17 protein-coding genes and 1 pseudogene are annotated in these 13,380 nt (G+C 36.3%); 1 reads left to right on the top strand and 17 read right to left on the bottom strand.

Annotation, left to right across the window (positions count from 1 at the left end; all coding sequences use genetic code 11):
- Window positions 1-30: 30 nt before the first annotated feature.
- The 3 genes from QNH48_RS03845 to QNH48_RS03835 all read right to left on the bottom strand — a co-directional run bounded on the left by QNH48_RS03845 (window position 31) and on the right by QNH48_RS03835 (window position 2,324).
- Complete coding sequence (locus tag QNH48_RS03845) at window positions 31-369, bottom strand: 2Fe-2S iron-sulfur cluster-binding protein (RefSeq protein WP_283953831.1); 339 nt, start codon at window positions 367-369, stop codon at window positions 31-33.
- Between the two features lie 51 nt (window positions 370-420).
- Window positions 421-903, bottom strand: a complete 483-nt coding sequence (locus QNH48_RS03840; RefSeq protein ID WP_283953830.1) for a hypothetical protein — start codon at window positions 901-903, stop codon at window positions 421-423.
- 356 nt (window positions 904-1,259) lie between these two features.
- The gene (locus QNH48_RS03835) at window positions 1,260-2,324 is read right to left on the bottom strand and encodes a Gfo/Idh/MocA family protein (protein ID WP_283953829.1); all 1,065 of its coding nucleotides are present in this window, start codon (window positions 2,322-2,324) and stop codon (window positions 1,260-1,262) included.
- Between the two features lie 305 nt (window positions 2,325-2,629).
- Here QNH48_RS03835 and QNH48_RS03830 point away from each other — a divergent pair, with 305 nt between their 5' ends.
- Window positions 2,630-3,394 (top strand): IclR family transcriptional regulator, encoded by a 765-nt coding sequence (locus tag QNH48_RS03830; RefSeq protein ID WP_283953828.1) that lies wholly within the window; start codon window positions 2,630-2,632, stop codon window positions 3,392-3,394.
- A gap of 59 nt (window positions 3,395-3,453) precedes the next feature.
- On the opposite strand, the gene QNH48_RS03825 is transcribed toward QNH48_RS03830, so the two are convergent.
- The 14 genes and pseudogenes from QNH48_RS03825 to QNH48_RS03760 all read right to left on the bottom strand — a co-directional run bounded on the left by QNH48_RS03825 (window position 3,454) and on the right by QNH48_RS03760 (window position 13,355).
- Window positions 3,454-4,086: an FMN-dependent NADH-azoreductase gene (locus tag QNH48_RS03825; protein ID WP_283953827.1), complete on the bottom strand. Its 633-nt coding sequence runs from the start codon at window positions 4,084-4,086 to the stop codon at window positions 3,454-3,456.
- 198 nt (window positions 4,087-4,284) lie between these two features.
- Window positions 4,285-4,560: a hypothetical protein gene (locus QNH48_RS03820; protein ID WP_283953826.1), complete on the bottom strand. Its 276-nt coding sequence runs from the start codon at window positions 4,558-4,560 to the stop codon at window positions 4,285-4,287.
- A pseudogene (locus tag QNH48_RS03815) lies at window positions 4,560-5,273 on the bottom strand (pirin family protein). The gene QNH48_RS03820 and the pseudogene QNH48_RS03815 overlap by 1 nt, the downstream one beginning before the upstream one ends.
- 219 nt (window positions 5,274-5,492) lie before the next feature.
- Window positions 5,493-6,782, bottom strand: coding sequence for a diguanylate cyclase domain-containing protein (locus QNH48_RS03810; RefSeq protein WP_283953825.1), 1,290 nt, complete (start codon window positions 6,780-6,782; stop codon window positions 5,493-5,495).
- Between the two features lie 35 nt (window positions 6,783-6,817).
- On the bottom strand, window positions 6,818-7,288 hold the full coding sequence (locus QNH48_RS03805) for a CBO0543 family protein (RefSeq protein ID WP_283953824.1): 471 nt from the start codon (window positions 7,286-7,288) through the stop codon (window positions 6,818-6,820).
- 129 nt (window positions 7,289-7,417) lie between these two features.
- Window positions 7,418-7,849 (bottom strand): organic hydroperoxide resistance protein, encoded by a 432-nt coding sequence (locus QNH48_RS03800; RefSeq protein ID WP_283953823.1) that lies wholly within the window; start codon window positions 7,847-7,849, stop codon window positions 7,418-7,420.
- A gap of 199 nt (window positions 7,850-8,048) precedes the next feature.
- Window positions 8,049-8,714 carry an NAD(P)H:quinone oxidoreductase gene (gene wrbA / locus QNH48_RS03795; protein WP_283953822.1) on the bottom strand — a complete coding sequence of 222 codons (666 nt, stop codon included), beginning with the start codon at window positions 8,712-8,714 and terminating at the stop codon, window positions 8,049-8,051.
- 50 nt (window positions 8,715-8,764) lie between these two features.
- Window positions 8,765-9,187, bottom strand: a complete 423-nt coding sequence (locus tag QNH48_RS03790) for a DoxX family protein (protein ID WP_283953821.1) — start codon at window positions 9,185-9,187, stop codon at window positions 8,765-8,767.
- Window positions 9,188-9,212: 25 nt separating this feature from the next.
- Window positions 9,213-9,827 (bottom strand): alpha/beta hydrolase, encoded by a 615-nt coding sequence (locus tag QNH48_RS03785; RefSeq protein ID WP_283953820.1) that lies wholly within the window; start codon window positions 9,825-9,827, stop codon window positions 9,213-9,215.
- A complete protein-coding gene (locus tag QNH48_RS03780) occupies window positions 9,827-10,771 on the bottom strand; it encodes a ring-cleaving dioxygenase (RefSeq protein WP_283953819.1) in 945 nt (314 codons plus the stop codon). Before QNH48_RS03780 ends, QNH48_RS03785 begins: the two co-directional genes overlap by 1 nt.
- A gap of 39 nt (window positions 10,772-10,810) precedes the next feature.
- Window positions 10,811-11,419 (bottom strand): flavin reductase family protein, encoded by a 609-nt coding sequence (locus tag QNH48_RS03775; protein ID WP_283955673.1) that lies wholly within the window; start codon window positions 11,417-11,419, stop codon window positions 10,811-10,813.
- A gap of 23 nt (window positions 11,420-11,442) precedes the next feature.
- A complete protein-coding gene (locus QNH48_RS03770) occupies window positions 11,443-12,381 on the bottom strand; it encodes a ring-cleaving dioxygenase (protein WP_283953818.1) in 939 nt (312 codons plus the stop codon).
- 89 nt (window positions 12,382-12,470) lie between these two features.
- Window positions 12,471-12,869 carry a DoxX family protein gene (locus QNH48_RS03765; protein WP_283953817.1) on the bottom strand — a complete coding sequence of 133 codons (399 nt, stop codon included), beginning with the start codon at window positions 12,867-12,869 and terminating at the stop codon, window positions 12,471-12,473.
- Window positions 12,870-12,932: 63 nt separating this feature from the next.
- Window positions 12,933-13,355: a MarR family winged helix-turn-helix transcriptional regulator gene (locus tag QNH48_RS03760; RefSeq protein WP_283953816.1), complete on the bottom strand. Its 423-nt coding sequence runs from the start codon at window positions 13,353-13,355 to the stop codon at window positions 12,933-12,935.
- Window positions 13,356-13,380 lie beyond the last annotated feature (25 nt).

Below are 13,380 nucleotides of genomic sequence, written 5' to 3'. Positions count from 1 at the left end.
TAATTTTACTTTTGATTTTATTTAACATCATTACAATTTATCATGTCCTTCATCTGGTCTTGGCCCTGGTTCCATTCCGGAATTTTCCACCGTCATAATTGGGATAATTTCTACATCTCCATCTATTCGAACTTGACAAGCCAGTCGTAAATTATCATCGTAAATTCCCTTCTTATTAAAGGCGTTTTTTTCAGTAGTTGTTTCGACGCACAATTCACCGGCCATTATTTCTACTCTACAAGTTGTACATTTTGCTTTTCCTCCACATTGGTGGAGAATATTTACACCGTTGTCTTCTAATGCTAGTACCAGCTTTCTCCCTTTTTCAACTTCAAAAGTTCCATATCCAAGAACTGTGATTTTGGGCATTTCTATACCCCCACATATTTAAATTGACTTTGGTATAATGTTCCTCAATGCTTAAGCTTTCATTTCGATATGAAACTTAACATTTTCAATTTGTACATTTAACAATTTTTCTAACTGTACCTGTTTTGTATCAACTTCATTTTCTTCCTTTTCACAAACTACATTTTCATGTTGAAGATTATTAACCATGGTCGATACCAAATCTTTAAAAATAGAGGATTTAGTTAATACATACATAATTAATTCCGTAACTGCTTTTTTTTCCTGTTCGTTTTTTGTGGCAAAAATACTATATTTATCCGGTTCAAAAATGATTAAAGATTGATCTGTAAAGCGTATACCAAAATACTTTTTTTCAGCTCCATAATACTCATTTTCCCTTATACGAAGAAACTCTAACCCAACCATAAATTCATAGTAGGGTAAGTCCTTTTCAAGAAATTGAAATATCTTTATTTCAATGTTTGAGCTTTGATCAATAAATATTTCTTTTTCTAACTTTGTTTGGATAACTTTAGATTCTAACAAGTTCACTTTAATTACCTCGCGTTTTTTGTATTTTAAATATGTTATTCTAACGAAAAATGACAGGAATATAAAAAGTAACCTAGATACATTTTTCTTTTTAAAACAATTGGTATTAAGCTCTTTTGGTAAGTATATATGTAGTAACCCCAGAATTTTCAATCCTTATTCAATAAATACTTTTTAAGTCGAAAATGAAAGTGTTAATGTAAATTCCTACAATGGGTTAGAAATAATACGACCTCAGTTCATTAGACACAAAAAACCCGAATAAGGGATAATTTTATTTTTCCATTATTCGGGTTTTAGTTCGTCTATCCTGCTAAAAAATGGGTTGTTTTTGTAGTTGAGATATTTAAACTTTGTTAATAATCATCGATTTGTATAGGTTGTCCTGTCCGTGCAGATTGATAAATAGCTAATATGGTTTTTAGTGGTTTTAAACCCTCTTCACCATTCACAAGCGGTTCTCTATCCTCCTGTATGGCATTTATCAAATCGATAAACTGTAAACGATGGGAGGCACCATCAAGTGCTGAAGGATCAACAGACGCATGATCACGATCTCCTCCATTATGATTTTCAATATCAGCTAAGTTGATAGCTTCTGTTTCATTATTTGGATTTCGTAAATAATGCTTCAGTAATTGATCATTCTCAATCACAGCTGTGCCATTTGTTCCGATAATCTCTAAGCGGGCTGACAGGCCTGGATAAGCAGCTGTAGTTCCAACAATGGTTCCTAACCCGCCATTTTTAAATTTCACCGTGGCAACAGCCACATCCTCCACTTCAATTCCTTCATGAGCTAATATGGCGGTATGTGCGTATACACTTTCGACCTCTCCCATGAAATACTGAAATAAATCGATGGTATGAATGGCCTGATTGATTAATACGCCGCCTCCATCCATTTTTATTGTTCCCCGCCATTTACTAGTATCATAGTAGCTTTGAGACCGGTACCAATTCACAGAGGCTTGGCCAAGGACCATTTTTCCAAATCGTCCTGAATCAATATCATCTTTAATCTTCACAGCTGAAGCATCAAAGCGATGTTGTGAAATAACACTTAATTTAACTTGTTGTTCACGGCATACATCAATCATTTGCTGAGCTTTCTCAAGGGAAATATCCATTGGCTTTTCAACAATTACATGCTTTCCTGCCCGAGCAGCCACTATCGCCATGTCAGCATGAGTGCCGCTTGGTGTAATAATCGATACAATATCAATATCTTCTCTCTTTAGCATTTCTTGATAATCTGTATACCAATCTGCACCTGCTGTTTCCGCTAGTGATTTTGCATTTTCTTCCTTACGGGAGTAAACAGCAACCACTTTTGCCCCTTCAATCGCTGAAATTTGCTCATAATGCGTGGTACTAATAAGACCAGTTCCTACAATAGCAAACCCGAATTTCTTTTTCATTTATGCCGCTCCCCTTCCAACTGACTTCCCCATTATTTCGGTTTCATATTTATTATTATTTGTATTAACAAAGATATAATCTCAATGATTAACCACTATGCGATACACTTGTATCGTATTGTGGTTATATTCAGTATAATTTATTATAAAAGAACCTGTCAATTATTCTTTCTTCAAAATTTTGTTATTATAACTATATGTATGTCGTTTCGGTATTTGCTGAAATTGAATGAATCTACTTATCATCAAATTTTTATATTAATATTTTTTATAAGAGATTGAGTTAAGGAAGGAGTATTAATGTCTTGAACATAAATGATCAAAGTCAAAATAAAACATCTAGTATTCAAGTTATTACGCGTGCAGCTAAAATACTGCGAACACTTAGAGAGCATCCAAAAGGATTAAGCCTTTCACAAATTTCGAATGAAGTAGACCTGGCTAGGTCTACCGTCCAAAGAATAGTAGCCGCATTAGAGCAAGAAAACCTTGTTACTGCAGCTTCTGCTAATAGCGGATTTCGCCTTGGACCTGAGATTGCAAGGCTTGCTGGCGCTGTACATAGTGATTTAAGAGAAGAAATTAGACCATTTTTAATTCAGCTTTCTAATATGATCAATGAAACGGTCGACCTATCTGTATTAGATAACGGTAAGGTTCTGTTTGTTGATCAAATTATCGCGGCACATCCCTTGCAAGCAACATCACAGCCTGGTGCTTCTTTTCCATTGCATTGCACTGCAAACGGAAAATCCATTCTGGCTTCCCTGCCAATAGCTGAGGTTGAAAACCTGCTGCCGAAAGAGCTAAAACGATACACGGATAAAACCATTACGAATCGGGATGATCTGTTAAAGGAGTTAGAAACTGTTCGTAAAGAGGGAGTTGCCTTTTCAAGAGAAGAGCATATTGAAGGAATATGTGCAGTCGGGGCATTTGTAGTAGATCGATTGGGAAATCGGAGTGCAGTCTCCATTCCGCTCCCATCTACACGTTTTTATGGGAATGAAGAAAAGTTAGTTAGCGCCCTCCTCAATATATGTCTAAATATTAATAGACACTTCGAGTAAAAGATAAAAAGAAAGGCGCTTGAATTTTCCAAGCGCCTTTCTCTTTGTTTACTTCATTATTATACTGCGACTGGTGATAGTTTCTTTGCAGCTTCTTTTACTTTTTCTAATCCTTCAGCAATAATCGTTTCAGCTTGAGCTGGCATTGCAGCATGACCTTCAATAATAACTTCGTCAATGATTTCCATACCGAATACGCCGCCAACTACGTTTTTAATATAAGTTGCAGACATTTCCATTGGTGCTGCTTCCGGTGTTGAATAAACGCCGCCGCGTGCACTTAGGATAATCGCTTTTTTGTGTGTCATTAATTGTACTGCTTGACCATTTTCATCGTATTTGAAAGTGAAACCAGCTTGGTATACATAATCGATGAATGTTTGTAAAGGTGCTGGGATTGTTAAGTTCCATAATGGGAATGCGAATACAACCAAGTCAGCTGCTGTAAGAGCATCCATTGCTTTTTGTTTTGCAGCAAGAAGACGTTTTTCTAAGTCTGTCATTTCTTCACCTGATTCAACTTTACCGAAAGCGTTAAATAATTCTTGGCCAAAGTAAGGCATATCTTCAGCAAAAACATCGAAAGTTGTGACATTCGCACCTTCTAAGTTCTCCATAAAAGTTTCATACATTTTACTTGATACAGCTTCTGAAGCTGGACGATTATTTGCTTTAACTACTAATACATTCATTATATTTAAATCTCCTTTTTATCTTTAATTTCATTATATTTAATTTGTATATCTCGAATTAATAATATATTAGTCTAGTATTCTTGTCAATTAAACAAGCTTAGTAGATTTTTCCTGATTTTTATATAACTAATAAAAAAGTCTATGGAATTATAATCCGATCAGACAAATTATATTTATTCTAAGTAATATAGTTAATTAATGAATCGGATATACCGTTTTATGATCAGCAAGAATCACCAATTGTTTATCCTCAGGTTGGTAATTCATCTTTGCATCAGAGGAGTAATACCAAGTCTTTTCGTTTTCCTTTGTTACAAATATATTTAACTCATCCTGAAAATCTAAAACAATCGTAGCCGTTTCTTCATCAACAGGTAAGGAAATGAGCCAACAATCGGCTTGCTTTTCAATAAGGTAATTCGTAGTTTGACATAGCAATCGGCTGCCTACAGAGTGACGAATCATCAACATCAGAAGTCACCCCCTGGTAAATCAATTATTAAAAAGAAACTATCTTGATTTCCCTGAATGGTAATTTCATGATTTTCCGTGATCCGGGCCGCATCCTGGGACTTTAAAACAGTATCTCCATTAATTGAAATTTATCCTTCTATCGTAAAGACATAAATCCTCCTGCCCGCTTCCTGTTGAAAGTTTAAGTTCTTCCTTCCATCTAACTTTGATAAATAAAGGGTTAAATCTTGATGGATACCTGCCACCCCTTCGGAGGCAGTATGAGAGATTACGGGCAATAAGTTATTTTCTAATTGTTCAACATCATATGAAATATCTTCATAGGACGGTGTTAACTGTTTTTCATTCGGTGAAAACCAAAGCTGTAAAAATCTGACTTCCTCATCATTGGAAGCGTTAAATTCAGAATGAAGCACTCCCGTTCCAGCACTTATTCGCTGTATATTTCCATAATTGATAATTCCCGAGTTACCTAAGTTGTCTTCATGTTTAAGCTTCCCTTTTAAGACAATAGAAACAATTTCAGCTTCGCGATGCGGATGAATTCCAAAGCCGCGTCCAGCTTGGACGGTGTCGTCGTTAAAGACACGCAGTGGACCAAATCGTATATTGGAAGTGTCATAATACTCTCCAAAAGAAAAACTTAAATTGCTTTCCAGCCATTCATTTTTTACTGTGTAGCGTGTACCTGCAGGATAAAGTTGAATCAATTCTATCACTCCTTATCTGAATTTCGAGCTTTATTTCTTTCATCCAAAACAAAAAGTTGGAATTTATAACAGGATTTCTTCTGCTATATGCTCCAACTCTTTCTTACCTTTAATTTCATTAAGTATTTTTAATTCGAGATAATTGTATTCGAAATAAATTTTATTGTCAAAAAAAGCTTCTCAAATCTTAGAAATTCATAAGATTTGAAAAGCGTTAGCCTAACTATAATATTTTAGTTGGTTTCTCGTTTCTTTAGCTACATATAGAGCTTGGTCTGCATATTTTATTAACTTTTCGCCTCTCGTTCCATCCATAGGGTAAATAGAGATTCCAATACTCGCTGTTGTTTTAATATAATGTTCCTTAATTTGATAAGGCTGCTGAAGTGCTTTATACAGCCTCTGTGCAATTTTTTCAACATTTCTGGAACTTTTAATATCCTTTAACAGAATTAAAAATTCATCGCCGCCTATACGTCCAAGAACACTATTTCCCCTTACATTATTTATTAATCTATTAGAGAACTGTTTCAGAAGCTCATCACCTATTTCATGCCCAAAAGTATCATTTACTTCTTTGAATTTGTCCAAATCCATATACAATAATGCTAGCTGTTCTCCCTTTTTATTAGCGGTTTCAATCGACATCTCTAACAAATCATGGAAGCTTCGTCTATTCCTGAGCCCAGTAAGAGAATCATAGAAGGCCAAATTTTCCAACTCTGTCTCAAACTTTTTTCTATCTGTTATATCCTTGATTAGAATTTGCATGACCGATTCTCCGTTAAAAACCATGGGGATAGCTGTAATTTCTGCAAAAAACTCCTTATTGTCCCATCGAATCAATCTTTCTTCGATAGGCTCCGGTTTATCTCCATCATTTTTTTCCACCATTTCTTTTAATTTGGAATCCACACTTTCTCTGTTTTCCGAATCAATAAACTCCCAAATCGATCTGCCAATCAAGAACTTCGAACTTTCTTGTCCTAAAAGCTTTACACCTGCAGGATTTACAAGGACAATATGATGTTTGTTTTGAACAATCACTGCATCAGGTAAGAATTCAACAAGATTACGATAACAGACTTCACTTTCCTCAAGCTTCCTCTGAATTTCCATTTGTTCTGTAAAGTCTTTATACATACCTACAGCAAGAATCTCACCCTTGTTAATCGCACGGTAGGTTGCAAGGATATCAAGGATTTCCCCATCTTTGCATCTTCTTTTTGTAAGACTATAATTAACATTTTCTCCATCTCGTAGTTTATTTAAAAATGCATTCTGCTGTTCTTTCGTCATATTATGCAAAGATGGCGGGAGGGTCAGTCCTTTCATTTCCTCGATTGTCCAGCCTAGCATTTCTTTAAAAGTTGGATTTGCCTGAAGAATAGCTCCATCTTGACCAATTAAAAAAATAGCATCATTGGTGTTCTCCCATATTAGTTCAAATGCATCTTCCCCAATTTTCGGATTATCTAAAATTAGACTAGTGATTTCATTCTCCCCCATTTCTTCTATCACCTTTGGATTAGCTCTCTATAAGTTTATGCACTCTTTAATTTATCTAATTTTTTTATCAATCCAACTAAACCTCTTATAGTAAACAAAGTAAAATTCACACTTGAAAAAGTATGATAAGGTGTCCATTTTTTCCATTTGAATAATCCTGAGTTCTTTTCAAAGTACCATTGACCGATACTCATCGGAACACTAAATAGTAAACTTTTCAAAAGTATTTTACCTAAATGGTCGTTATAAGAAAGTTTTACCCAGATAACACTTAAAAGCGGGAAAAACAGTATGTCATATATGATATTTGTCTTGAAAATATTTGGGAAAGGACGAACAGGATACTCAAGTCTTTTGGTACCAACTACGTAAGCATCGAGCAGAGTTGCAATGACCCCCTTTGAAAAAAATATAACTAGATTTTCTCTCATTTTTGGACCTTTAAATAAGAATGGCAGGGCAACTATACACAAAGCAGTAAGTAAATTCAACAGCTTCTTTTCCAAAAAACACCCTCCAAAAACTAATCGATTGTATCGATTAGCCCTTTCAATTTTTCCATTCTTCACCCATTCAGCAACCATAACAGTACGTTTCGCCTGATACTTAACGACAGTCTGAATAACAGAAAAGCATTATTCTACAACCTCTAAAGTTACGTCAATATTCCCTCTTGTTGCTTTTGAATAAGGACAGAATTCGTGTGCCTTTTGGACAAGATCTTCTAATTTTCCTTTTTCAATCCCATGTCCTTTTACTTGTAACGTTACAGCAATTTTAAATCCTTGATCTTCTTCATCTTTTAAGAAACTTACATTTGCCGTTACTTCAGAATCAAATTTGACACGCTCTCGCCTCGCTATGTTTTGTAAAGCCCCATCAAAACAAGCAGAGTAACCACAAGCAAACAATTGTTCAGGATTTGTGGCATTTGGTAATTCCTTTGCTCTCGGTGTTCCTGGCATGGCTAAATCTATTTTTATATTACCCTCAGCCGTTTCCACTCTTCCATGTCTACCCCCAACAGCTGTTGCAGAAGACGTAAATAAAGGTTCCTGTTTCGTCATCGTTATTCTCCTTTATTGTAAAATGTAAGCATAACAAGATTTATAAATTGTTTCCTAAAAACCTGATTGTTGACCATAATTCCCTACCTATTATTTCATTGTTCTGTATTTATTATTCTTTAGAGGTTTAAAGTATTTTTGTATGTAACTAAAAAACTAATCGAATGGCTTCGATTAGCTTTTTAGTTTGTTTAAGATCTTATTGGTTTGCTTTTTTTACCCATTCTGCAACGGTTACTGTACGCTTCGCTTGATGTTTTACAGCTGCTTGAACATCTTCAATCATTTTACCGTCCTGACCAACCGTAACACTTGTTCCATATGGGTTACCGCCAGCTCCGAATGTTACTGGATCAGTATAACCAGGAGCAGCAACGATTGCACCCCAATGATACATGGATGTATAAAGTGATAAAATAGTTGCCTCTTGACCGCCGTGAGGATTTTGTGCGGAAGTCATTGCACTTACAACCTTATTCATTAGCTTTCCATTAAACCAGAGACCACCAGTTGTATCTAGGAATTGTTTCATTTGTGCTGGCATGTTACCGAAGCGAGTAGGAACACTGAAAATAATCGCATCTGCCCATTCTAGGTCTTCTAATTTCACTTCTGGCACATCTTTTGTTGCATCTACATGTGCTTTCCAAACGGGATTCCCTTCGATAGCTGATTGCGGAGCAAGCTCAGGTACTTTTAATACTTTTACTTCAGCACCTGCCTCTTTTGCACCTTCTTCTGCCCATTTTGATAATTGATAGTTTGTTCCACCCATGCTGTAATAAATTACTGCCAGTTTTACATTTGTCATTTTTTCTGCCTCCTCTTCTGTTGTATTACCAAATAATCTCGATAAGAAACCCATTTTTAACACCACCTATTATTTCTTTCTTTTAAAAATCTCATTCATCATTATTAAACAGCTCTTTTTAACTCATTTGAATCCTTTTGAAAAATCATTTGACCAACTGATAATAGCTTGCTTCCATTGATTGCTAGGTAGATGGCTATAGCTAAAAATGCTAAATCTAACTCATATCCTGCCATTTGACCGTTTCCTAATAAACCAATTGCTAATTTTACTTTTAATGTTGCTCCAATCATTAATAATGCAAACAATGCAGATACTAGTCTTGTTGCCAATCCAATAATTAATAGGATACCCCCAATAATTTCGAGTAATGCCACTCCATATGCGGTAACCCCTGGTAAGCCAAGACTTTCAAACCAGCCTGCTATATTTTCAATTCCACCTTGAAACTTTACAACCCCATGAATAAAAAATAGTGCTCCTAATGTAATTCGTAAAATAATTGCTCCAATTTCATTTTTTAACATTTTCGTTATTCCCCTTTAAGTTATATTATTTAGTAATAAAATGTTGTCGATACCAAGTTGAAGCTGCTTCTACTTCTTGACTAGTTAATTGATGGCCTCTATTTTCCCAATGGAGTTCCACCTTCGCCTTTGCCTTTTCTAATAAAGACTGAAGCTCTGTAGATTCCATAGGAGAACAAATCGGGTCATTCGTCCCAGCTGCAATAAATACTGATTTCCCAGTTAAATCAGGTAAGTCCATTCCTTTTCGCGGCACCATTGGATGATGAAGAATTGCACCCTTTAATGAATGTTGATAGTGAAATAATAAACTAGCAGCAATATTTGCTCCATTTGAGTAACCTATAGCAAGAATATTATCGCGGTCAAAATCATACTTTTCAGCGGCTTCATCTAAAAACTCGTTTAATTCTTTTGTTCGAAAAATTAGATCTTCCTCATCAAAGATACCTTCTGCTAATCTGCGGAAAAATCGCGGCATTCCATTTTCTAATACATTCCCGCGAACACTTAAGACATTTGCCTCATCATCAATCATTCCTGCAAGTGGCAGCAGGTCTAATTCATTGCCTCCTGTTCCATGCAGCATAAGAAAGGTTGGCTTTTTTGGATTTTGTCCCTTATTGAATATATGTTTCATTATTTATCTCCCTCCAGAACTTGAACCTCTACAGGTGGTAAGGTTTCTTCTAATTCTTTTCTTTTTGACTCTAGCCAAGAAGGTAACATTAATTTTTTCCCAAGTTCAGCGACCGGTTCATCCACCGAAAAGCCTGGTGGGTCGGTAGCTATTTCGAAAAGGATGCCCCCTTCTTCATGAAAATACACTGCTTTAAAATAGTTTCGATCTCGAATTTCCGTTGGATAGTATCCTTTGTCTTGAAGAAGTGATCTCCAGCTGAGTAAATCTTCTTCATCCTTTGCCCTCCAAGCAATATGGTGAACAGTACCTGCACCCATTAAACCGCGGACAGATGGATTCAGCTGAATATCCACTGTGTTTCCAAGAATTCCTTCTGCCTTAAATCTTAGATAATCACCTTCTTGACCAATGCATTCTAATCCCATTACATTTTCTAGTACATCTGTTGTTTTATGCGGCTGAGCAGAGTAAAGAATCGCACCGCTAAACCCTTTAATCGCATTTTCTGCTTGAACCCCGCCAATACTCCAATGATTGATAGGTCCTTCATCTCTTTCAACTAGTTCAAGCATCAAACCGTCTGGGTCATTAAATTTGATATATTTTTCTCCAAATCGAACGGATGAACGATATTCAATATTGAACTTTTTAAACCGATTCTCCCAAAATGGAATGGAGCCCTTTGGAATAAGGTAACCTGTTACACCTACTTGACCAGTTCCAATGCGACCTTTTAATTGTTTTTCCCAAGGAAAGAAGGTTATGACCGTTCCTGGGTTGCCCGTTTCATTTCCAAAATAAAGATGATACACTTCATGACGATCAAAGTTGATGGTTTTTTTAATTAGCCTTAAACCAAGCACACCAGCATAAAAGTCGATATTCCTTTGGGCATCATTGACCATCGCCGTGATATGATGGATGCCTGACGTTTTTTGCATTGTTTCTCCTCCGTTTCACCTCAGGATTTTTCGGATTTATTATTTAGGTCTTTCGATGGAAAACAGCTCGCCAATTTTTGCATAGTTGGTACCAGCCAATCTGCTTACAGCTGCTAATCCCCTAGGATCAATTCTTCCTTTATCGTATATGTCCTTTTCGATATGAAACTGAACAATTCTCCCTATTAAAAGATCACACCCTGGTGAATCCACTCCGCCTAATTCAAGGGAATGCTCTAAAAGGCATTCCATTCGAATTTTGGCTTCTTTTATACCTGGTACAGAGATCTTCGCGCTTTCTACTGGCGTTAGTTGAGCAAGTTCTATTTCACTTTGGTGAGGAGGTAGACTTGCTGCTGTTTGATTAATCTTTTCAACATTTTGTTCATCTACGATGTGAATCACAAATTCTTTTGACGCGATCATATTTCTCGCTGTATCTTTTTGCTGCCCCTCTCTTCGCTGAATCGATAACGAAATCATCGGAGGATTTGAGGAAACAATATTAAAATAACTAAAAGGTGCGCCATTTATTATTCCATCCTTCGAAAGCGTGGTAACAAACGCTATCGGTCTTGGAATAATACTGCCGATTAGAAATTTATAATTTTCTCTTTCAGACAATGAAGCTGGATCAATTGAAAGCAAAGAAATCATTCCCTTTCGTAAAATCAGTCTAATTCTCTTACTTTAAATGGCAGCAATCCACGCTCAATTTGTTCTCTATGTGGTTCATACTGTGCAGGAAGCATTAACTTTTCTCCCATTGTCGCTACGGATTCATCATGGGCAAAGCCTGGAGGATCTGTTGCAATTTCAAATAGGATTTCACCATGTTCTCTAAAATAAATGGCATTAAAGTAATTTCGATCCTGTACTGGAGTGACACCATAACCATTGGCTGCAACATACTTTTGCCATTCCAATTGATCCTGGTCATCACTAGCACGCCAAGCGATATGATGTACAGTTCCCACACCCATTCTTCCGCGCCCAATCGACGATAATTTTAGGTCAATGACATTTCCGATATCAGCTGAAGAGCGGTAACGGGCGAAATCTCCTTCTTTACCTACGAGTTCAAGGCCCATAACATTTTCTAATAAATCTGCCGTTTTATTAGGCTGTGATGATAATAGAGTTGCCCCGCCAAAACCTTTGATGGCAACTTCTGGTGTTACCCCGTTAAAGCTCCAATTATTTACTTCTCCTTCTTCTCTTTCAACAATTTCAAGGTGAAGACCGTGTGGATCATCAAATTCTAAATATTGCTCGCCGAATCGTTCCATTTTTGTAAAAGATACTTTGAACTTTTCTAATCTATTTTCCCAAAATCCCATGGCGTCTTTAGGAACTACATATGAGGTAACTCCTACTTGACCGTCACCGATTGTCCCTTGACGAGCTCCAGCCCAAGGGAAGAAGGTGATGATGGTTCCCGGTTTTCCTCCTCCATCTCCGAAATAGAGATGATATGTGCCAGGGTCATCAAAGTTTACCGTTTGTTTCACTAAGCGCAAACCTAACACACCTGCATAAAAATCAACATTCTCCTGTGGATGGCCTACAATAGCAGTAATATGATGAATGCCCATTGTTTTCTTACTCACTTGAAACACTCCTTTTAAATTATGATGTCTATTAATTGATTATATTATTGATGATGATTTCAAATAAAGATTCTCTAATTCAAGATAATTTAGAATAAAAATGCATCCAAAGCATATTGCCCAGGCCCAATTAATGCTAATCCAATTACCACTGCTATTAATGTCAGGTTATGTTCGTATCCATTTTGTGTTGCCCAATAACCATTAGGAGCATGAACCTTTACAATTGCCATTACCATTGTAGCTGCAATCATGATCGCTGCAAGGGGAGTAAGAAGTCCTAATGTAAATAATAATCCCCCAATTAATTCTGCTAATCCTGCCATGAGGGCCATCATCACACCTGGTTTCAAACCGAGGGATTCCATCCAGCCGCCTGTACCCTTTAAGCCGTATCCACCAAACCAGCCAAATAATTTCTGTGCGCCGTGAGCCATGAACGACAAACCAATCACTAACCTAATCATTAATAATCCAATACTTATCATTATACATATCCTCCTGTTTTTTATTTATCTCGATTTCGAGATATTAAGTAAAAAAATATACGATTACACTCTATTACTGACCTTTTTTAAAGAGTTGACCAACAGCTGTGATTCATCATCTGTTAAATCTCCAAAAAAAGAATCAACCATATCTTGATACTTTGGCATGATGTTTTCCATCATTTTCATTCCTTCAGCCGTCAAGGTTACATGAATAACCCGCCTGTCTTCTCTACAATCATTTCTTTTTATGTTTCCTTTTTGTTCAAGTTTATCTATAACATACGTCATCGAACCGCTAGAGATCAGGATTCTATTTCCAATCTGTTGAATAGTTTGTTTTCCTTGGTAAAAAAGTACCTCTAATACAGAAAACTCTGTAATACTAAGTTTATTTTTGGACATTGCATCTCTTATTCGTTCCTGAATGGCTTTTGAGGTTTGCATTAACAGCAAAAATGGTTGGTTTGTACATTTCCTATCCATATCTACACCTCCAATTTAAATACCT

The organism is Neobacillus sp. YX16 (genome assembly GCF_030123505.1).
Classification (GTDB): domain Bacteria; phylum Bacillota; class Bacilli; order Bacillales; family Cytobacillaceae; genus Neobacillus.
This window is presented reverse-complemented; position numbering and strand designations above follow the sequence as displayed.

Bases quoted from the DNA above. Each gene is read 5' to 3' on its own strand.
- QNH48_RS03845 (WP_283953831.1), bottom strand. From the start codon at position 369: ATGCCCAAAATCACAGTTCTTGGATATGGAACTTTTGAAGTTGAAAAA.
- QNH48_RS03835 (WP_283953829.1), bottom strand. From the start codon at position 2,324: ATGAAAAAGAAATTCGGGTTTGCTATTGTAGGAACTGGTCTTATTAGT.
- QNH48_RS03825 (WP_283953827.1), bottom strand. From the start codon at position 4,086: ATGAATGTATTAGTAGTTAAAGCAAATAATCGTCCAGCTTCAGAAGCT.
- QNH48_RS03820 (WP_283953826.1), bottom strand. From the start codon at position 4,560: ATGTTGATGATTCGTCACTCTGTAGGCAGCCGATTGCTATGTCAAACT.
- QNH48_RS03810 (WP_283953825.1), bottom strand. From the start codon at position 6,782: ATGGGGGAGAATGAAATCACTAGTCTAATTTTAGATAATCCGAAAATT.
- QNH48_RS03800 (WP_283953823.1), bottom strand. From the start codon at position 7,849: ATGACGAAACAGGAACCTTTATTTACGTCTTCTGCAACAGCTGTTGGG.
- wrbA (WP_283953822.1), bottom strand. From the start codon at position 8,714: ATGGGTTTCTTATCGAGATTATTTGGTAATACAACAGAAGAGGAGGCA.
- QNH48_RS03790 (WP_283953821.1), bottom strand. From the start codon at position 9,187: ATGTTAAAAAATGAAATTGGAGCAATTATTTTACGAATTACATTAGGA.
- QNH48_RS03785 (WP_283953820.1), bottom strand. From the start codon at position 9,827: ATGAAACATATATTCAATAAGGGACAAAATCCAAAAAAGCCAACCTTT.
- QNH48_RS03780 (WP_283953819.1), bottom strand. From the start codon at position 10,771: ATGCAAAAAACGTCAGGCATCCATCATATCACGGCGATGGTCAATGAT.
- QNH48_RS03765 (WP_283953817.1), bottom strand. From the start codon at position 12,869: ATGATAAGTATTGGATTATTAATGATTAGGTTAGTGATTGGTTTGTCG.
- QNH48_RS03760 (WP_283953816.1), bottom strand. From the start codon at position 13,355: ATGGATAGGAAATGTACAAACCAACCATTTTTGCTGTTAATGCAAACC.